A 20,608-nucleotide genomic window follows, 5' to 3' on the forward strand; every position below is an offset into this window, starting at 1 on the left:
AAGGTAGAAACAGGGTATGGAATTTTTTCTTGATCTTTTAAGTTTCTTTTTAAAGACATTGTCAATTGTAGGCCTTATTGTTTTGGGTCTGTCTCTTTTGATAATGATTTTAAAGTCCTTAAAGGATGATGTAAAAAAAGGTGTAAAAGAGACACAGATAAGACTTGAGGCTGTAGATCTGCGCCGTCTGTATAAAAAGCGCAGAAAGTTTATGCAAAAATCTCTAAAGGATACAGCACCTTTTGCCAAGGCCCTTGAGGGTGAGAGCAAAAAGAAAAAGCTAAGTGAGAAAAAGAAAAAGGAGCTTAGGCTGCAAAATACTAAGGAGCAGCATAAAGAGCATCTTGATAAGCTCAAAGCTCTTGAGGAGCAGGGTGTTTTCTGCCCGCACAATCTTTTTGTAATCAATTTTAACGGCTCGGTCAAAGGCTCTGAGGTTAAAAGTCTTAGAGAGAAAATTGATGCTATTTTAGATGTGGCAACTGATAAAGATGAGGTTATTGTCAATCTGACCTCACCTGGCGGCATGGTTAACAGCTACGGTCTGTGCTCATCACAGCTGTGCCGTATCAGAGACAGGGGTATTAATCTTGTGTGCACTGTTGACAGTGTGGCAGCCTCTGGAGGCTATCTTATGGCCTGTGTGGCCAATAAAATTGTAGCTGCACCTTTTGCCTATATAGGATCGGTAGGTGTCGTTGCAGGTGTGCCTAATTTCAAACGTGCCATCAACAAGCTAAACGTCGATTATGAGCAAATTACAGCCGGCAAATACAAGCGTACCCTTACCATGTTTGGCGAGAATACAGATGAGGGCAGGCAGAAGTTTAAAGAGGAGCTTGAGGTTATACACAAGCGCTTTAAAGAGCAGATTGTAAGATTCAGACCTCAGGTTGATCTTGACAAAGTGGCAACAGGCGAGCACTGGCTGGCCCTCGATGCCAAAGAGCTATCTTTGATTGATGAGATAGCCACCTCAGATGAGTTTATACAAAGACGTGTGGCTCAGACCTACAACTGTGCTATTAAGCTTATTGTAGCTAAAAAGAGCAAGAAGAATTTTATCTCCAGGGTCAAAGATCTTGTAAGTTTAAAAAGTCCAGAGACTTATCTTAAAGAGCAGATGGCGTCATCTCTGCACGATGAGCCTTATGAACATATAAGATAATACAGGCATAAGGAATTTATATGGGAAAGTCGTTAGTTATCGTTGAGTCTCCTTCCAAGGCAAAAATCATTAATAATTATCTGGGCAAGGATTATATCGTCAAGGCCAGTGTGGGTCATATACGCGATTTGCCTGTAACAGGACAAAGTGCTGATAAAAAAAGCAAAACCAAGAAGGATAACAGTGCCATAGCCCGTATGGGTGTGGATCCTGAGAACAACTGGCAGGCTGTATATGAGATTATGCCTGGCAAGGAAAAGGTGGTCTCAGAGCTCAAAAAACTTGCAGCCGATGCTGACAAAATCTATTTGGCAACCGACTTGGACCGCGAGGGAGAGGCCATTGCCTGGCATTTAAAGGAAGTTTTAGGCGGTGACAGTTCACGCTACTGGCGTGTCAAATATCCTGAGATTACCAAGGCTGCCATTAAAAAGGCCTTTGAGCACCCAGAGCAGATTAATATGCATCTTGTCAATGCACAGCAGACAAGACGCTTTTTAGACCGTGTCGTGGGCTTTATGGTTTCACCTCTTCTGTGGACCAAGGTAGGCCGTGGCCTGTCAGCAGGTCGTGTACAGTCTGTGGCTGTGGAGCTTATTGTTGACAGAGAGCGTGAGATAAGGGAGTTCAAGCCTCAGGAGTACTGGAATATTGATGTAAATACCAGCACCAAAGAGGGTAGAGCACTGAATCTGTCTTTAACCCATAAAAACGGCAAAAAGATTGAGATTGGCAATAAAGAGCAGGCTGATGCCATACAGAATGACTTAAAGGGCAATGACAATATTGTCTCAAAGGTTGAGCAGAAGGCCGGATCTAACAGTGCTCCGCCGCCATTTACCACCTCAACACTGCAGCAAAGTGCCAATCAGAAGCTAGGCTTTAGTGTTAAAAAGACTATGACTGTGGCTCAAAAGCTCTATGAGAGCGGCTATATTACCTATATGCGTACTGACAGTGTCAATCTGTCACAGGAGGCTATAGCCAACGCCAGAGACATAATTGAGAGAAATTATGGCAAGAACTATCTGCCATCCAAACCAAATTACTTTAAGGCCAAGCAGTCAGCACAGGAGGCCCACGAGGCCATACGTCCGTCACATGCAGATCTGCTCTCAGAGCATATTGACGGCGACAGGGATGCCAAAAGACTTTATGATCTTATCTATGCCCGTTATTTAGCCTGTCAGATGGCCCCGCAGAAATATCTTACCACCACTATAAGTGTGGACAATGGTGAGTACACTCTAAAGGCCTCAGGCCGCGTCATAGAATTTGACGGCTATCGTCGTGTATGGAAGAGCTCAGTTAAAGATGAGGTTATCCTGCCAAAGGTGGCACAGGGTGATGTGTTAACTCTTAACAGCATTATTCCATCACAGCACTTTACCAAGCCGCCGGCACGTTTTTCAGAGGCCACACTTGTAAAAGAGCTTGAAAAGGATGGTATAGGCCGTCCTTCAACCTATGCTGCCATTATTGCCACTATTCAGGATCGCGGTTATGTCAAGGTAGAGCGTGGTCGTTTCTACGCTGAGAAAATGGGTGAAATTGTAACTGACAGATTACGTTTCTCCTTTGCCAACCTTATGGACAAGACCTTTACTGCCTCTATGGAGGATCAGCTTGATCATATTGCTCAGGGTCTTGAGGACTGGCAGAAGAGCCTTAATGATTTTTACAGGGATTTCTCACTCAATCTTACCAAGGCTGCATTGCCGCAGGATAAGGGCGGCATGCCTGAGAACAAGATTATACAGATTGATTTAAAGTGCCCTGAGTGTCATAAGTACAATATGGCCTTCCACTCTGGCAAGACAGGTAATTTCCTGGCCTGTCTTGGCTATTATGACAAGAGCGTCAAAGCCAAGGACAGATGTAAAAAGACTTTAAATCTTACTGAAATTGATTTAAACGACTTTAATGACAAGTCACTTACAGAGGATCAGGAAGCTGATCTTTTAAGACAGAGAAAGCGCTGTCCTATCTGTCAGGCTGCTATGGACAGTTTTTTAATCAATGACAGGCAGAAACTGCATATCTGCGGCAATGCCCCGCAGTGTCAGGGCTATGTGCTTGAGGATGGTGATTTTGCCTCAGAGATTGATACAGGTCCTACCATTGAGTGCGACAAGTGCCATGGCACCATGGTGCTCAAAGAGGGTCGTTTTGGCAAGTATATGGCCTGTACCACAGAAGGCTGTGGCAATACACGTAAAATTCTTAAAAATGGTGAGGTGGCACCTCCAAAAGAGGCTGCTGTTGATCTGCCAGAGCTTGAGTGCAAGACTCCTGGCTCTCACTTTGTGCTGCGTGACGGTGCTGCAGGTATTTTCCTGGCTGCCCACAATTTCCCAAAGGTCAGGGAGACCAGAGCTCCTCTTGTAAGTGAGCTGCTGCCATACAGAGACAGAATATCTCCAAAATTCCATTATCTTTTAGATGCTCCTGCCTATGATTCTCAGGGTATACCTACAGAGATAAGATTTTCACGTAAGACCAAGCAGCAGTATGTTATGAGCTCTGTAGATGGCAAGGCCACAGGCTTTACAGCCTTCTACAATGAAAAGACCAGGCAGTGGGATATTACTGACAAGTCTAAAAAAAGTGAGGTGAAAAAAGCTTCACCGCGTAAAAGAGCTACCACCAAGAAAACAGGATAAAGATTATGCGCCTTAATGACAGACAGATTTTACAGGCTCTTGATGACAAGAGGATCATAATTGAGCCGCGTCCTGACAATGAAAAGGTCAGTGGTATTAGCATCGATCTTACTCTTGGCAATGAGTTTCGCGTCTTTAAAACACATAAGGCCCGTAATGCCCTAGATCTTGGCAACAGCTCAGCTGTTATTGCCAGCACTATTGATGAGATAACCACATCTCCTATTGTGCTTGATAAAGATGATGAGGGCTTTACTCTGCCGCCTGGCGGTTTTGCTCTGGGTGTTACCTATGAGTGTGTAACACTGCCATCTGATATTGTAGGCTGGCTTGATGGCAGATCTTCTCTGGCCCGTCTTGGTCTTATGGTACATGCTACAGCTCATCGTATCGATCCGGGCTGGTCTGGCAATATTGTGCTTGAGTTTTGCAATGCAGGCCCGCTGACACTGGTGTTAAGACCGCATATGTCAATAGGAGCACTAAACTTTGAACAGCTTGAGAGTGAGTGTTTAAGGCCATATAACAAGAGAGCCAACGCCAAATATAAAGATCAGCGTGGCGCTGTGGCATCTAAAATAGCTGCAGATAAGAGCTAAATGCACTTTTACCCAGGCTTTTCATCACTAATAGACAAAAGGCTGTCTAATAAAGATGCTCCTTTTAGACAGCCTTTTGTGTTACAGATACAATTTAACAGATAAAACGCTCTTAAAAAAAGAGCGGTAAAGGGCTTTAGTGTAGTTTAAATAACAAGACGATAGCCTATACCTGTCTCTGTTATTAAAAAATCAGGATCGGCTGGGTTATCCTCAAGTTTTACTCTAAGGTGATTCATATAAATACGCAGATAATGCTGATGCTCTACATAGGCAGCTCCCCATACATTTAGCATAAGATGTCTTTGCGTCAGTACTTTGTTGGGATCTTTTAGCATAACCTGTAAGAGTTTATACTCAAGCTTGGTAAGATGCACAATCTCATCATTCTTATATATACAATGTGTACTCAAATCAACTTTTACATTCTTACCGAGATTTATAATATTAGAGGTAATTCTGTCACCATTTGAACAAAGGCGGCGCAACTGGGCCCGGATTCTGGCTTTTAGCTCATTAGAGCCAAATGGTTTTATAAGATAGTCATCGGCTCCAAGATCAAGAGCTCCCACCTTAGACAGCTCACTGTCACGTGCAGAGAGCACAATAATAGGAATTGCAGAGTATGCTCTTACATCTGATATAAGATTAAGGCCATCACCATCAGGCAGACCAAGATCAAGAATAATTATATCTGGATTGCGACATGCGCATTCAATCTGCCCCTCCTTTAAGTCTGAGGCTTCAAAGACCTCATAGCCCTCATCTGTAAGCATAACTCTTACAGCACGTCTTATCTGATCTTCATCTTCAATTACAACAATTTTAAAAGCCATAATTATCCTACATAAAAATATCTTCTGTATAAGGCATAGTCACAAGAGGCATAACAAGCACAAATGCTGCACCGCCCTCAGGAGCATTGAATGCCAATAGTTCTGAGTCATGAGCTCTGGCTATGGTCTTGCAGATGGCAAGGCCAAGACCTATTCCTGAAATTTTAGATTCGCGTCCTCCACGCCTGAAAGGATCAAAAAGTTTTTGTGTATTATTGTCGGCAAAGCCAGGGCCGTTATCAGTTACAGACAAAGTAAGCTTATCTCCTCGTTCTTTTGCCTCTACATTAATACAGCTGCCTTTATTAGTGTATTTAAAAGCATTATCAAGAAGATTTGATAAAAGTCTGTCTATTAAAATAGGGTCGGCGTAGAAAAAAGGGCAATCAGGCTCTATGTCAATATTAACTGTATAGTCGCAGGCTATATCCTTAAAGTTCTTAAGAGCTGAGCCAATTATCTCCTGAGCAGGAAGCCACTGTTTGTTTAACACCACCTGACCTGACTGTAGTTTAGCCATATCAAGCAGATTGCTCATAAGTCTAACCATACGCTTTGAGTCGTCTACAACTGACTTAGAGATCTCGTAGGCCTCCTTGATATCATTTACTGACAGCTTGTTGCTAAGCAGTTCAGCACTGGCCATAAGAGCACTAAGAGGGGTTTTAAGATCGTGCGAGAGCGACTGAATTAGAGTATGACGCATGCGTTCAGCTTCTATATTCATAAGCAAGGTTTTAGATTCTTCTTCTGACACAATTTTTTCAAGACACTGTTTTAAAAGAGTAAGCAGAGCTTGCAGCAGTCGCGAGTTTACAGGATCGGACCATTGCTGAGCAAATTGCAGTTCAAGTACTGCTATAGCATAAAGCCTATTTGAGATCATAATAGGCAGATAAAGATAGCGTGACTGACTTAGGGTGTAGGTGCCAAACCCAGCCTCTTTTTTATGGGTCTGAACATAGTTTATAAGCCCCTTATCGACATTTTTAAGCTCTGTCATAAGTCTTATGCACTGACCGTCAGAGCTCGATTTCCAAAACTCGCTTACAATATTCAGATGCTCTTTTAGAATGTTCTGTATCTGTCTAAATGCTTCTATATCATCCATAGCTTTTGAGAGGTTTTTAGAGGCTGTATACAGGATACGTGTCTGTTTCTCTCGCATACGCGCATTGTTTGACAGATAGCGGCTGTGTGTTACAAGCCGTGCCGATACTATTCCTACAACTAAAATTGTGGCAAAGGTGATTAAATATTCAATATCGGCAATGGCAAAGGACAGGCGCGGATTGACTATAAACAGATCAAAGCACGCCACAGAGAGCACTGAGGTGAAAATAGAAACAATCATTCCGTATTTTACAGCAACAAACAAAGTCAGAAGCAGATAGAACATTATAAGATTGGCTTCTTTTATGTAGTCACTTAAATACACAAGCAGCAGTGTGATAAGTCCTGTCAGGATAAAGCTAAAAACAAAGTCATTTACACCATTGACCGTGTGTTTAAATGTGGCGATTAATTTTTGCACAATGCTTACTTTTTTTACGCTGTAGGGCAGAGTAATTATGCTCATATTCGGCATGTGTGTATTTATAAGACGGCGCTTTTTTACAAGATCTCTTTGTGACTGAGGGATTAAAAGTATCACGTTTATATTGTTGGCATTGGCATAGTCTTTTATGCAGTATGGAAAATCTCCTGTAAGTGCATCTGTTTTGGCACCAAGCGAGGAGGCAAAGGCCATGATCTCACTTAGCTCCTGTTTATCATCTAAAAGCGCAGCGCTGTCTATGCACACGCAGTGTAGCCTTGAGCTCATGGCTCTTGCCATGCGCAAAGCCTCACGTATAGCCTCCTGTGAAGTAATAGAATCAATTAAAAGCATGAGGCCGTAGCCAGTAGATGAGGTTTTACCTATGGCTCCGTTTCTTTTAACCTGCAAATCGACACGGCCGACCATTGAGCGCAGGGTAAGCTCTCGAAGCGCCATAAGATTTGATTTTTTAAAGTAGTTGTCAGAGGCATGACGAATAACCTCATTTAAGTAGATCTTGCCTTCATTTAGTCTTTCTATAAGATCATCTGGGGGCAGATCAACAAGTCTTACCTCAGAGGCCCTGTCAAAGACATTGTCAGGAATAGTTTCGCTGACCTTGACGCCTGTAACACGTGAGACAATATCATTAAGACTTTCTAAATGCTGAATATTAAGAGCTGTATAAACATTTATCCCTTCATTTAAAAGCTCTTCAATATCCTGCCAGCGTTTTTTATGTACCGATCCTGGCACATTGGAGTGCGCCATTTCATCTACAATGACAATAGCAGGGTGTCTTTGAATAATAGCTTTTACATCAAGCTCTTCAAAGCAGTGACCTTCATATATTATTTTTTTGCGGGAAATGAGCTCAAGTCCTTCAACTAAGGCTGCAGTATCAGCTCTGCCGTGTGTGTCGACAAGACCTATAACAACATCAAGACCTTTGTCTCTTAATTCATGCGCCTCTGTTAGCATGGCAAAGGTCTTGCCTACACCAGGTGCCATGCCTAAAAATATTTTAAGATGGCCTCTTTTGTGCAGAGCCTGCTTTTCAAGCAGGGCTCTGGCGTTTGCTTTTGTATCTGACACTTTTATCTCTTATCAGTTATTGTATAAACAATGGTACTTAATATACCTATTTTACACTCTTCATGTCAGAAGACGACAAAGAGTATAAAGCCATATTAAGAGTAGTTACATTTACAATACCTGCAGGTGAGAGAAACTGTTGTTCTGTGTGTTTTTCTATAAGATCATGAATTCTCTTAACAGCTATATTGCGTACCTTTGCAACATATGGGGCCTGTAAAAGTGCACTTTTATAGCTTATATGGTAGTCAAGACCTGAGGCCGAGGCTGTAAGCATGTCAGTTGGTATATTGCCTGTTACTGCATACTTTTCTTTTATATCAAGCGCTCTATTTTGTATAAGCTTTGAGAGTTGTTGCGAGGTAGATGCTAAATTGTAACCTCCTGAGGCCATACCGTTATAATCTGAGGCTGACGGTCTTGAGATAAAAAAGCCATTCTGAGCCTTAAATGACTGTCCTATAAGAGATGATCCTCTCACCTCTCCTTTGTCGTCATATATAAGTGAGCCATGAGCCTTATCATAAAAGAATGTATCAGACAGGTAACTTGTGGCCACAGGGTAGGCCAGACCAAGAATAACTGTAAGCGCTCCATAGCATATAACAGTAGAGAACAGGGCCTGTTTAAGATTAAGTCTTGTATCTTTATTTTTATTAAATGCGTAACTCATATTTGTATCCTTGGACTATATTTTTAAAAAATACCTATAAAACAAAGGACCATATCAATTAACTTGATACCGATAAAAGGCACTATTAGACCGCCTATACCATAGATCATAATGTTAGAAAACAGAAGTTTTTTGGTACTTGCAGACTTGAAATTTACACCATGCAGAGCAAGAGGTATAAGAGCGATAATAATAAGAGCATTGAAGATTACAGCAGAGAGCAGAGCTGACGGGGCTGAACTTAAATGCATTATATTTAACATTTCAAGCTGCGGGTAGGTTGTGACAAAGGCTGCAGGAATTACGGCAAAGAACTTGGCCAGATCGTTGGCAATGGAGAAAGTGGTAAGAGCTCCTCTTGTAATTAACATCTGCTTGCCTATTTTGACTACATCAAGAAGTTTGGTTGGTGATGAATCAAGGTCTACCATGTTGGCGGCCTCTCTGGCACTTTGTGTTCCTGCATTCATGGCTACAGCCACATCAGCTTGGGCCAGAGCCGGGGCATCATTGGTACCATCGCCTGTCATTGCTACAAGATGGCCTTTTTTTTGATAATTTCTTATTGTCTCAAGCTTTAACTCAGGGGTAGCAGCTGCAATAAAGTCATCAACTCCGGCCTCAGCAGCTATTGCAGCGGCTGTAAGCTCATTGTCACCTGTAACCATAACAGTTTTAATACCCATTTTGCGCAGCTGTAAAAATCTTTCTTTAAGACCGCTTTTAACTATGTCCTTAAGTTCAATAACACCTAATATGGTTTCATTTCGACATACCACAAGAGGTGTAGATCCAAGTGAGGCTATAGTGTTGACAATGCATTCAATCTTATCATCAACTCTGCCTCCTAAATTTTTGACGTGGTTGAATACAGCTTTAGGCGAACCTTTTTTAATATTGACACCATCAATATTTACCCCTGACATACAGCTTGTGGCAGAAAATGGAACAAAGGCTGCATTTTCTGGCAGTTTGTCATTAAAACCTTCCTTTTTTGCCAGGGTGACAATTGATCTGCCCTCAGGAGTTGTATCAGACAGTGAGGCTAAGAGGGAGCATCTAATCATATCACTGCGCATGATGCCATCGGCTGCAAAAAACTTGTTGGCCTGTCTGTTGCCATAGGTTATGGTGCCCGTTTTATCTAAAAGCAGAACGTCAACATCTCCTGCAGCCTCAACTGCATGACCTGATTTGGCAATGACATTGCACATAAGCAGTCTGCTCATTCCTGCAATGCCTATGGCACTAAGAAGCGATCCTATAGTTGTAGGGATAAGACATACTAAAAGAACAATGATTACGCTATAGCCTATAAAAGAGCCATAAGAGAGCTGCTCTCTTGCAAAATCGCTAAAAGGCAGCAATGTCAGAGTTACAAGAGTGAAGATTATGGTCAGACATAAAAGTACAATGGATAAAGCTACCTCATTTGGTGTTTTCTTTCTTACAGCACCTTCAACCATACCTATCATCTTATCAAGGAATGATGAGCCGACTTCATTTACTACTCTGATGACTATGATGTCAGATAAAACTGTAGTACCTCCAGTCACACTGTCTGTATCGCACCCGGCGCCTCTTATAACCGGAGCTGACTCTCCTGTGATGGCAGACTCGTTGACAGATGCCAGTCCTGCTACAACCTGACCGTCACAAGGAATCATTTCGCCAGCTTTAACCAATACCATATCATCTTTTTTAAGGTTTATTGCATCTAAAGACTCGGTTTTAAGATTTTCAAGATCTGTAAGTTGCTGTCCTGCAACCAGTCTGTGAGCAACAGTTTTTTTCTTAATACTCCTTAATGATTGGGCCTGTGCTTTAGCTTTGCTCTGTGCAATAGCCTCGGCAAAGTTGGCAAAAAGTACTGTAAACCATAAAACCACAGCACTAATAGAACAAAAAAGAGGATCTTCACTGTACAGATCAAATACAGACAGGATACTCAGAATCGTAATGAATATAGCACCTACATACACAAGGAACATAACCTTGTTTTTGATCTGCTCTTTAGGAGAGAGTTTTTTAAAACTATCTTTAAAGGCTGTATTAAACAGCTCTTTGTCTATTGCAAAATTAACTGTATGTTTTGACATTTTTGTACCTGAAATATACTCTAATTCGCTTTAAAAACTATATTTTGTAACTATCTTGAAAAAGTAGAGAGATGCTCTGCAACCGGACCCAAGGACAAAGATGGAATATAGGTTAATGCGCCCATAAGAATAATTACGGAAAATAAAAGCAGTGTAAAAAAAATACCTTTGGTATCAATGGTTGCAACACTCTTGGCGGCAAAGGACTGATGGGCAAAGCTTCCTGCTAGAGCAAGAATACAGACAATAGGAATAAAGCGCCCAAAGAACATACACAAAGCTGTCATGATATTAAAAAATGGAGTATTGGCATAAAGGCCTGCAAAGGCTGAGCCGTTGTTATTAGCTGCAGAACTAAAAGCGTAGAGATATTCACTAAAGCCATGGGGGCCGGTATTATTGAGTGACATGGTGTTTATATCGAAAATACAGGCCAGAGCTGTTGAGAGCAGAACCAGAAAAGGACTGCAAAGCATAGCCAGACATACAAGCTTCATCTGTACTGTACTTATCTTTTTGCCAAGATATAAAGGTGTGTGACCTACCATAAGACCACAGATAAATACTGTTACAAGGACCATAACAATAATGCCGTAGAATCCTGATCCCACACCGCCAAAAACAATCTCACCCAGTTGCATTAACAGCATTGTGACAAGTCCTGATATTGGATTAAGACTGTCGTGCATATTGTTTACAGCTCCGCAGGATGCAGCGGTGGTCACAGTGCTAAAGAGAGATGAGTGACCTAAATCAAATCTAAGCTCTTTGCCCTCTGTGTTGAAAAATTCACTGTCAGAACCTGAGGCTAAAAGTGCAGGTGACTGCATAGCTTCAAAAACAATTATGGTTGATAAGCAGATGACAAAAATGAGGGTCATGGTGGCAAGAAGCGTGTACCCTTGGCCTTTATCTTTTATCATGGCACCAAACGTGTAGCATAAAGCCGCTGGAATTAAAAAGATGGCCAGACATTGTGTAAAATTACTCAAGGCAGTTGGATTTTCAAAAGGGTGGGCAGAGTTTGCATTGAAAAATCCTCCTCCATTGGTTCCAAGAAGCTTAATGGCCTCCTGCGAGGCTACAGGACCCATGGCAATATTCTGAGTATCGCCTGCAATACTTTGTACACTAAGATAGCTGTCAAAATTCTGTATAACACCCTGACTTACTAAAAACAAAGCATAGATTAAGGACAGAGGCAGCAGAATATAAAGACAGATACGCGTTATATCAGCAAAGAAATTGCCAATATAATCATCCTTGCTAAGCACAAATGATCTCATAAGAACAAAAGCTACGGCAATTCCAGAGCCTGCAGATAGAAAGTTTTGCACAGCTAGTCCTGTCATCTGAACTGTATAGCTCATGGTACTCTCGCCTGCATAAGCCTGCCAGTTGGTATTTGTAACAAAAGATACAGCTGTATTGAAAGCCAACAGAGGCTCTATGGAGCCAAGATCCTGATAATTCAAAGGCAGATATAGCTGCACTCTTTGCAGAACATATAGAGCTATAATCCCAAGAAGATTAAATAGAATAAGGCATAAGGCATATTCCTTCCATGTTTGAGATGAACCCTGAAGACCTGGAAATTTAAAGATAAAACTGTCAATTCTATTAAAAAATGAAGGAGCTCTGCCTTCACATACTGGTAACATGTAAAGACCTAAAGGCTTTACTGTTATAAAGAGCACAGATAGAAAAACTGCACTTAGAATAAAAGCACTGTACATGATTTATGCCTTCCATAAAGCAATAAATAACCAGATTATGGTGATAAGACCTATAATAAGAAAAAGAGACTGCATCATAATTATTCAGCCTTCATCAATCTGGCAATAAGCCTTATCAATATGAAAATTGAAAAAGAAAATGTAAAAAATATAAGTAAAACAAGAATGTCTGACATGATTGTCCCCTTAAAAAAAGTGATCTTAAGTTTAAAGGGATGGGTGTAAAGATATGGTTAAAAGATATATAAGGTGTATAAAAATTTTGTAAAAATTTATATAGGTGAAGTTTTTTGTATGTTAATTAAAGGCAGATCCCTCTGTACTATAATAGTTGCGCCTCAGGACTTTGGGCTTAAAATCAAGGAGCACCTTAGTGAGTGTGAAACAAACGGATTTCTTGAGGACTCTATATTACGTAGAAATGATGAGGCTATTCGATATAAACCTAAACTCTTAAATAGTACTGTCTACATTTAAAAATTACCTACCTAAATTCATACTAACGATCTATTATTAAAAGATTTTTTACAAAGGTTTTGCAATAATGCTATAGTGATGTATACCTTATTTAATGTTGTTTTACCAAATTTATGCACTATACAGGGGTGACATGAATTATAAGAGCATAACCTACGCAATACCTTCTGGATGCTATTTAAAGCCAACTAGAAAAAAAGATGCATATTACGTTTATAAATACACCAGGTTCTACAGAAACGAGAATGGTGTCCCCCGTAATGAGTCAACCATCATTGGTGTAACTGTTGGGCTTGACAAGTTAATGTTTCATCCAAATGACAAATTCTTCGCTCTTACAGGTACACCTATTCCTGCTGAAATTGTAAACAAACACAAAAATATAAATAACGCTAAATCCAATGAGAAAAACTCTTATGAGGCCAACAAATCTGATACACAGGCTAAAAAGCAGGTGCGTGGCAGTACCGTGGTATTTAACAAGATCTTCTGTGAGCAGGGTATACAAAAATGCCTCAGAGGAGCATTTGATGATGAGTCTGTAAATCTCATAAATCTTGCATCCATCATGATTGCCACAGAAAACTCATCTATGATGCACATTAAAGATTTTTATAAGACATCTCCTTTTGTTGATGACAGATCTCTTGCCTCCATAGATGACTTTGCTATGTCAAAGTTATTTACCCATATTGCACAAACAGGTGCTGATAACTTTTTTAAAAGCTGGATAAAACACAACAACGATAAAGATGACACCATCTGCTATGACGTGACCTCAATATCAACCCATGCTCAGAAGATACAGCAGGCAGAATTTGGATATAACAGAGATGGTGAAGGTTTGCCTCAGATTAACCTTGGCATGTTCTCAGGTCATAAATCACTTCTGCCTTTAATGTATGTCAATTACAATGGATCGCTTAATGATGCAACGCAGCTACCATATGTAATAACTAAGGCCAAAGAGACAGGCATTAGTGTTGACAAGCTCTTCACTATGGACAGAGGCTTTTTTGATAAGGCCCGTATAGATTATTTAAAACAGGCCGGTCTTGATGTGCTCGTTGGGGTAAGTATAAACAAATACAAAGCCATTGCTGAGTATATCTATGCTCTAGTTAAACATGACAGGCACACAGTCTATACAAATCTCCTCTCCTCCACTCCTGGAGTATATGCCTTTAAGGAAAAGCATACCGTTAGCAATACCCCAGGCTTTATACATTTTTACTATGACTCGCTTAAGTATTACGACGGCCTTATTGCCCTGCAGGAGTCTGTAAAGTACGAAGTAGAGCTTATCAAAATAGCAAAGGATGCGGCAGTTGCCCTGAGTAAATCCCAGATTGCTAAAATGTCAAAGTTTCATAATGCCAAACCAGATGACAGTGATCCTACAGGATATACATTTAGCTACGATGAAGATAAGTTTTCAAAGGCTAAAAGCCTTATAGGCTGGTTTGCTCTGTTTACTTGTAATGAAGATATAGACAGCGAGCAGGCATTGAAGATATAACGCATGAAGGACTCTGTAGAAAAGGTATTTGATGCTTTAAAACATGACCTTGACTGTAAGCGACTTAAGACCCATAGATCAGACACAACCAACGGTAAGCTCTTTGTTATATTTATAGCTCTTATTTTGCACACATGTGCAAGTAAGGCATTGAGAGCTCTTAAAAATGATGAACCTAATCGCTTTAGAAAATTGACTTACAAAGGTCTTATAGATGAACTTGATGATATTACCATTGAGAAAAAAGGTGATAAGTTTACCCTGTCCAAGGCTTTAACTTTTACACAAAAAGAGATCCTAAAGGCTTTAGACGTTGATCTGTCACAATTTGAATTGGTATAGGGCTGTATACAGTACTATATATTGAATTTAGGTTAAAGAAGATCAAGAGGAATCAATAAAAGATAGGCAGAGAGTTCGATAAATATATGAGCTAAATTAATGATAGATTAATAGAGCACTGACAACTGCGACTTTAGTATTATAAAATACGGCATAGTATTTTTGGGTAAAGCCTGCTATATAGTTAAAGGCTAATCTTTTTTATGATATAGGCAAAGGACTGTATTAGTTATGAGCATTAAATCTTAGGATATTGATACAAAAAGAGTCTAATATGATGTTTAAAGCTAATAGAGGCATTGAGAGCTTTAAAAAACTGATAGAGCGTAAATGCACATACGTTGATAAAAGCATTTTCTTAAAAGACATCTTTGGAGAGGCTATTTATAGTTCACGTTGCTCATCTGATATATCTGTATTTTTATTTTTAAGACCGCGCCGTTTTGGCAAGACTCTTACTTTATCAATGATAGAGCATTTTTGTAAGCTTGATTATGAGAATGTAGGCAATCAGGATAAGGCCAGAGCCTTATTTGAAAATCTTGAGATATACAAGGATAAAGAGTTCTGCAATAAACATATGGCTCAATATCCTGTTATATCTATAAGTCTCAAAGATGTTGATCGTTATGATTTTTATGAATCTTTGCTGGTGCTTGGTTATAAAATTTCAAAATTATTTTTTAATATACAACAGCATGAAGAATTTAATTCTCTGCCAGAAAGATTAAAATACACTGTAGAGTATTTTAATCATATCGATAAAGTAGATATTTTTACTGAAAAGGGGTTATTTGATCTTAAAAAATATATAAACAAATCATTAAAAGATTTATCACAGATTTTATATCTTCTTTACAAAAGAAAAGTTATTGTACTTATAGATGAGTATGACACACCACTGCTAAGAGCCACTGAGTATGGCTACTATGACAGGATGGCTGAGGTTATAGGTGGCATGTACTCAGCTGCTTTAAAAGGTAATGGGGAATATCTTGAAAAGGCAGTGCTTTGTGGCTGCATGAGAGTATTTAAGCCAAGTATCAATTCTGGTCTTAATAATCTGTGTTATTTTGAGATACATGATGAGTCATTTAATACATTTATAGGATTTACTAAAGATGAGGTCAGAACATTAATACAGGGTACAGCTATTGAGTCTTATGAGGATAAGATCCTTGACTACTATGCTGCCTATAGTTTTAGAGGTGCTCAAATGCTCTGCCCATTTAGTGTGTTAAATGCTATGGACGATGCATTTTTCTCATCTGATGTAAATAATTTTAAGTGTAAAAACTTCTGGGCCAATACCTCAGGCAATGAGATTATAGACAGATTTTTTACTCTGAATGATGCAGAGGGGTCGGAACAATTACAGCAGCTCGTTGATGGTCAATCAATAACTATAAAGTCATATAAGGGAATAACTTATGATGATATTTATCCTATAGACAGTTTTGAGGATCTTATGGTATTGCTCATGTACACAGGCTATGTAACAGCTCTGGCCAAGGAGCATAATTGCTATAGAGTAGCTATACCAAATAAAGAGGCTCTGTACTGTTTTAAACAAAGAGCTGATATTTATTTTAATGCTGATAATACAAGTTGGTATGACAAGGGTTTAGAGCTTAAAAATGCTCTTTTTGATGGCGACACAGTTAAAGCTCAAAATATTATTTACAGCATGTTTGCAAACTATATATCTCCAGATGGTAAAAATGCTGATGGTAGCTTTTTATTATCTGTGCTCTCCATGTTTTCAACATCTAATTTTCTGGTTTTGTCAGGCAAAGAGACAGGAAAAGATTATTCTGATTTATCCTTACTGGACAGGCAGTTAGCAAGCTGCGTTATTATACAGACAAGAAAGGTGCTATCTGATGCTAAGGATAATGAAATAGAAGAAATAAGCCAGCAGGCTTTAGCGCAGATTGTGGAGAATGACTATATATCAGGTGCTAGAGACTGTGGCTTTAGTATTATAAAATACGGCATAGTCTTTTTTGGTAAAGCCTGCTATATAGCCAAAGGCTGATCGTAAATAAGTTAGGCATAATGCTGTACATTAATCTTTGCCTTTACATACATAAAAGTATTGCTATGAAAGATTAATTATAGATATGGATGCAAAAAAGAGGCTATTATGAAATTTCAGGCCAATTGCGGTGTAGAAGACTTTAAAACACTGATAGAGACACAATGCACTTATGTTGATAAGACAGTATTCTTAAAAGATCTGTTTTGGGGGACTGATTATGGTTCTCATCGTTCTTCTAATACCCCTGTATCTGTCTTTTTAAGACCGCGCCGTTTTGGCAAGACTCTTACTTTATCAATGATAGAGCATTTTTGTAAGCTTGATTATGAGAATGTAGGCAATCAGGATAAGGCCAGAGCCTTATTTGAAAATCTTGAGATATACAAGGATAAAGAGTTCTGCAATAAACATATGGCTCAATATCCTGTTATATCTATAAGTCTTAAAGGTGTAGATAAGTCTGAGTTTACAGATTCTCTAAATAATCTAGCAGAGATAATATCGCCACTTTTTGATAATATACAACAGCATGAAGAATTTAATTCTCTGCCAGAAAGATTAAAATACACTGTAGAGTATTTTAATCATATCGATAAAGTAGATATTTTCACTGAAAAGGGATTGTTTGATCTTAAAAAATATATAAACAAATCATTAAAAGATTTATCACAGATTTTATATCTTCTTTACAAAAGAAAAGTTATTGTGCTTATAGATGAGTATGACGTACCATTGCAAAAAGCCGCCGTGCATGGTTACTATGAAGAAATGATTGAAGTGATACGAGGCATATTCTCATCTGTTTTAAAAACAAATGAACAATATCTTGAAAGAGCAGTGCTCTCAGGCTGCATGAGAGTATCAAAAGAAAGTATTTTTACAGGTCTAAACAATCTTAGTGTTTTTGGTATAAATGATGAACGTTTTAATTCATTTATTGGATTTACAAAAGAAGAAGCCAGAAAGTTAATACGAGATACAGCACTTGAGACACGTGAGAGCGAAATCTTTGACTGGTATGATGGCTACAATTTTGCCGGTGCCGAAATGATTTGTCCATTTAGTTTATTAAATTTTATGGACAGTGCTTTAGCTTCATCAGATGTAAATAATTTTGCGTGTAAAAACTATTGGGTTAATACCTCAGGCAATGAGATTATAGACAGATTTTTTACTCTTAATGATGCTCAGGCTTCTGCACGACTGCAAAATCTAATAGATGGTCATGATGTCACTATAAAGGCAGATGAGTATGTAACATATAATGAAATATTGCAAAATAGCTGTTTTGATGATCTTATGATATTAATGATGCATACTGGCTATGTAACAGCAGTAAGAAATGAAAAGGATAGTTTTACAGTGAAAATACCTAATAGAGAGGTGTTTTATTGCTTTAAAAATCGTGTTGAACAAGTATTTAATAAAAAGAATTTAAAATGGGTTGAAGAAGGACTTAAACTTAAAGAAGCTCTGTTTGCTGGTGATACCGCTAAAGTTCAAAATATTATAAACAGCATGCTTATAAACTTCATATCGGTCAGAGACTTTGGAGTGGAGGGCAACTATCATATGCTTTTATTAGCTGTACTCTCTATGTTTACTGGGGATTTTTTTAAGATTGACTCTAATCAGGAGTCAGGCAAAGGTTATTATGATTTATCCTTGCGGGACAGGCAGTTAAAAACCTGCGTTATTATAGAGACCAAAAAACTGCCATCAGAGGCTAAGGATAATGAAATAGAAGGAATGAGCCGGCAGGCTCTGGCTCAGATAGAAAATAAAGACTATGCAACAGATGCCAGAGAGGATGGCTATAATATTATAAAATATGGCATAGTCTTTTTTGGTAAAGCCTGCTATATAGCCAAAGGCTGATTGTAAATAAGATAGGCATAATGCTGTACATTAATCTTTGCCTTTACATATATAAAAATATTGCTATGAAAGATTAATTATAGATATGGATGCAAAAAGAGGCTATTATGAAATTTCAGGCCAATTGCGGTGTAGAAGACTTTAAAACACTGATAGAGACACAATGCACTTATGTTGATAAGACTGTATTTTTAAAAGATCTGTTTTGGGGGGATGATTATGGTTCACATCGTTCATCTAATACCTCTGTATTTTTATTTTTAAGACCGCGCCGTTTTGGCAAGACTCTTACTTTATCAATGATAGAGCATTTTTGTAAGCTTGACTATGAGAATGTGGCCAATCAGGATAAGGCCAGAGCTTTATTTGAAAATCTTGAGATATACAAGGATAAAGAGTTCTGCAAAAATCATATGGCTCAATATCCTGTAATATTTATAAGTCTTAAGGATGTATGCATATCTGATTATAAACAATCATTAAAAATTCTTGGAACAGAAATAGCAGGTCAGTTTGCCCATATAGCAGAACATAAAGACTATCAATTACTGCATCAAATGCTAAAAGATACAGTGGAATTTTTTACTCATATTGCAAAAATTAAAATAAATGATGAGGATAGTATTTCAGATCTTGAATATTATATTGGAGTATCACTTAAAAACCTCAGTGAAATACTTTATGTTCTTTATAAAAGAAAAGTGATTGTACTTATAGATGAGTATGACGTACCATTGCAAAAAGCCGCCGTGCATGGTTACTATGAAGAAATGATTGAAGTTATACGAGTCATGTTCTCAAAGGTTTTAAAAACAAATGGACAATATCTTGAAAGAGCAGTGCTCTCAGGCTGCATGAGAGTATCAAAAGAAAGTATTTTTACAGGTCTAAACAATCTTAGTGTTTTTGGTATAAATGATGAACGCTTTAATTCATTTATTGGATTTACAAGAGAAGAAGCCAGAAAGCTAATAGGAGGTACCGCACTTAAGTCACGTGAGAGTGAAATCTTTGACTGGTATGATGGCTACAATTTTGCCGGTGCCGAAATGATTTGTCCATTTAGTTTATTAAATTTTATGGACAGTGCTTTAGCTTCATCAGATGTAAATAATTTTGCGTGTGAAAACTATTGGGCCAATACCTCAGGCAATGAGATTATAGACAGATTTTTTACTTTGAATAATGAAAATGCATCACAAAAATTACAGCAGCTTGTTGATGGTCAGTCAATAACCATAAAGTCATATGAGACAGTAACTTATAATGATATTTTCAAAATAAACAGTTTTGATATGCTTATGGTATTGCTCATGCACACTGGTTATGTAACAACTATTGCTAAGGAGCATGATAGCTATAGAGTAGCTATACCAAATAAAGAGGTTCTAACCTGTTTTAAAGAAAGAGTTGATAATTATTTTAATGCTGATAACACAAGTTGGTATGACAAGGGTTTAGAGCTTAAAAATGCTCTTTTTGATGGCGACACAGTTAAAGCTCAAGAAATAATTTCTAGTATGCTGATAAACTTTATATCTGTAAGAGATACAGCAAGTGAGGGTAATTACCACATCTTTTTATTAACCGTGCTTTCCATGTTTTCAGGAACTAATTTTCAGGTTGAGTCAAACCAAGAATCAGGAAAAGGTTATTATGACTTATCTCTTAGCGACAGAATTTTAAATACCTGCGTTATTATAGAGACAAAAAAGATGGCATCTAATAGTAAACCAATTGAAATTAAGGATAAAGGTTTGCAGGCTCTGGCACAGATTGAGGATAAAGACTATATATCAAATGCCAGAGAGGATGGCTATAACATCATAAAATACGGCATAGTCTTTTTTGGTAAATCCTGCTATATAGCCAAAGGCTGATAAAGAGAGTAAGTCAGTGCAGTCAGGCTTAGGATTAGAGGCAGAGAGTTGCCTTAATTTCC

At 38.6% G+C, this 20,608-nt stretch carries 13 protein-coding genes; 8 read left to right on the plus strand and 5 right to left on the minus strand.

Annotation, left to right across the window (positions count from 1 at the left end; translation table 11 throughout):
• The first annotated feature begins 16 nt into the window (after positions 1–16).
• From sohB to dcd, 3 genes are read left to right on the plus strand one after another with little or no spacing between them, the layout of a single operon-like run.
• A complete protein-coding gene (gene sohB, locus DRZ93_RS01295; protein ID WP_113745584.1) occupies positions 17–1,168 on the plus strand; it encodes a protease SohB in 1,152 nt (383 codons plus the stop codon).
• Between the two features lie 20 nt (positions 1,169–1,188).
• Positions 1,189–3,831 (plus strand): type I DNA topoisomerase, encoded by a 2,643-nt coding sequence (topA, locus tag DRZ93_RS01300; RefSeq protein ID WP_113744347.1) that lies wholly within the window; start codon positions 1,189–1,191, stop codon positions 3,829–3,831.
• A 5-nt stretch (positions 3,832–3,836) separates the two neighbouring features.
• The gene (gene dcd / locus DRZ93_RS01305; protein ID WP_113744348.1) at positions 3,837–4,430 is read left to right on the plus strand and encodes a dCTP deaminase; all 594 of its coding nucleotides are present in this window, start codon (positions 3,837–3,839) and stop codon (positions 4,428–4,430) included.
• A 146-nt stretch (positions 4,431–4,576) separates the two neighbouring features.
• Here dcd and DRZ93_RS01310 read toward each other — a convergent pair whose 3' ends face one another.
• The 5 genes from DRZ93_RS01310 to kdpA are packed head-to-tail and all read right to left on the minus strand — an operon-like array spanning position 4,577 to position 12,409.
• Positions 4,577–5,266 carry a response regulator gene (locus tag DRZ93_RS01310; protein ID WP_172457984.1) on the minus strand — a complete coding sequence of 230 codons (690 nt, stop codon included), beginning with the start codon at positions 5,264–5,266 and terminating at the stop codon, positions 4,577–4,579.
• 7 nt (positions 5,267–5,273) lie between these two features.
• Positions 5,274–7,901: a sensor histidine kinase gene (locus DRZ93_RS01315; protein ID WP_113745586.1), complete on the minus strand. Its 2,628-nt coding sequence runs from the start codon at positions 7,899–7,901 to the stop codon at positions 5,274–5,276.
• Positions 7,902–7,947: 46 nt separating this feature from the next.
• Positions 7,948–8,574 (minus strand): potassium-transporting ATPase subunit C, encoded by a 627-nt coding sequence (locus DRZ93_RS01320; RefSeq protein ID WP_113745587.1) that lies wholly within the window; start codon positions 8,572–8,574, stop codon positions 7,948–7,950.
• 23 nt (positions 8,575–8,597) lie between these two features.
• Positions 8,598–10,673, minus strand: a complete 2,076-nt coding sequence (gene kdpB / locus DRZ93_RS01325) for a potassium-transporting ATPase subunit KdpB (RefSeq protein ID WP_113744352.1) — start codon at positions 10,671–10,673, stop codon at positions 8,598–8,600.
• 50 nt (positions 10,674–10,723) lie between these two features.
• Entirely contained in the window at positions 10,724–12,409 is a 1,686-nt protein-coding gene (gene kdpA / locus DRZ93_RS01330) for a potassium-transporting ATPase subunit KdpA (RefSeq protein ID WP_218564233.1), read from the minus strand.
• A gap of 610 nt (positions 12,410–13,019) precedes the next feature.
• Here kdpA and DRZ93_RS01340 point away from each other — a divergent pair.
• From DRZ93_RS01340 to DRZ93_RS01360, 5 genes are all read left to right on the plus strand, one after another.
• Complete coding sequence (locus tag DRZ93_RS01340; RefSeq protein ID WP_172457985.1) at positions 13,020–14,405, plus strand: IS1634 family transposase; 1,386 nt, start codon at positions 13,020–13,022, stop codon at positions 14,403–14,405.
• Between the two features lie 3 nt (positions 14,406–14,408).
• Positions 14,409–14,747: a hypothetical protein gene (locus tag DRZ93_RS01345; RefSeq protein WP_113745591.1), complete on the plus strand. Its 339-nt coding sequence runs from the start codon at positions 14,409–14,411 to the stop codon at positions 14,745–14,747.
• 274 nt (positions 14,748–15,021) lie between these two features.
• Entirely contained in the window at positions 15,022–16,785 is a 1,764-nt protein-coding gene (locus tag DRZ93_RS01350) for an AAA family ATPase (protein ID WP_113745592.1), read from the plus strand.
• Positions 16,786–16,893: 108 nt separating this feature from the next.
• Complete coding sequence (locus DRZ93_RS01355) at positions 16,894–18,666, plus strand: AAA family ATPase (protein ID WP_113745593.1); 1,773 nt, start codon at positions 16,894–16,896, stop codon at positions 18,664–18,666.
• A 107-nt stretch (positions 18,667–18,773) separates the two neighbouring features.
• Positions 18,774–20,546, plus strand: coding sequence for an AAA family ATPase (locus DRZ93_RS01360; protein WP_172457986.1), 1,773 nt, complete (start codon positions 18,774–18,776; stop codon positions 20,544–20,546).
• Positions 20,547–20,608 lie beyond the last annotated feature (62 nt).

This window comes from Anaerobiospirillum thomasii (assembly GCF_900445255.1).
In the GTDB taxonomy this organism is placed as follows: domain Bacteria; phylum Pseudomonadota; class Gammaproteobacteria; order Enterobacterales; family Succinivibrionaceae; genus Anaerobiospirillum_A; species Anaerobiospirillum_A thomasii.

Bases quoted from the DNA above. Each gene is read 5' to 3' on its own strand.
- sohB (WP_113745584.1), top strand. From the start codon at position 17: ATGGAATTTTTTCTTGATCTTTTAAGTTTCTTTTTAAAGACATTGTCA.
- topA (WP_113744347.1), top strand. From the start codon at position 1,189: ATGGGAAAGTCGTTAGTTATCGTTGAGTCTCCTTCCAAGGCAAAAATC.
- dcd (WP_113744348.1), top strand. From the start codon at position 3,837: ATGCGCCTTAATGACAGACAGATTTTACAGGCTCTTGATGACAAGAGG.
- DRZ93_RS01310 (WP_172457984.1), bottom strand. From the start codon at position 5,266: ATGGCTTTTAAAATTGTTGTAATTGAAGATGAAGATCAGATAAGACGT.
- DRZ93_RS01320 (WP_113745587.1), bottom strand. From the start codon at position 8,574: ATGAGTTACGCATTTAATAAAAATAAAGATACAAGACTTAATCTTAAA.
- kdpB (WP_113744352.1), bottom strand. From the start codon at position 10,673: ATGTCAAAACATACAGTTAATTTTGCAATAGACAAAGAGCTGTTTAAT.
- kdpA (WP_218564233.1), bottom strand. From the start codon at position 12,409: ATGTACAGTGCTTTTATTCTAAGTGCAGTTTTTCTATCTGTGCTCTTT.
- DRZ93_RS01340 (WP_172457985.1), top strand. From the start codon at position 13,020: ATGAATTATAAGAGCATAACCTACGCAATACCTTCTGGATGCTATTTA.
- DRZ93_RS01345 (WP_113745591.1), top strand. From the start codon at position 14,409: ATGAAGGACTCTGTAGAAAAGGTATTTGATGCTTTAAAACATGACCTT.
- DRZ93_RS01350 (WP_113745592.1), top strand. From the start codon at position 15,022: ATGATGTTTAAAGCTAATAGAGGCATTGAGAGCTTTAAAAAACTGATA.
- DRZ93_RS01355 (WP_113745593.1), top strand. From the start codon at position 16,894: ATGAAATTTCAGGCCAATTGCGGTGTAGAAGACTTTAAAACACTGATA.
- DRZ93_RS01360 (WP_172457986.1), top strand. From the start codon at position 18,774: ATGAAATTTCAGGCCAATTGCGGTGTAGAAGACTTTAAAACACTGATA.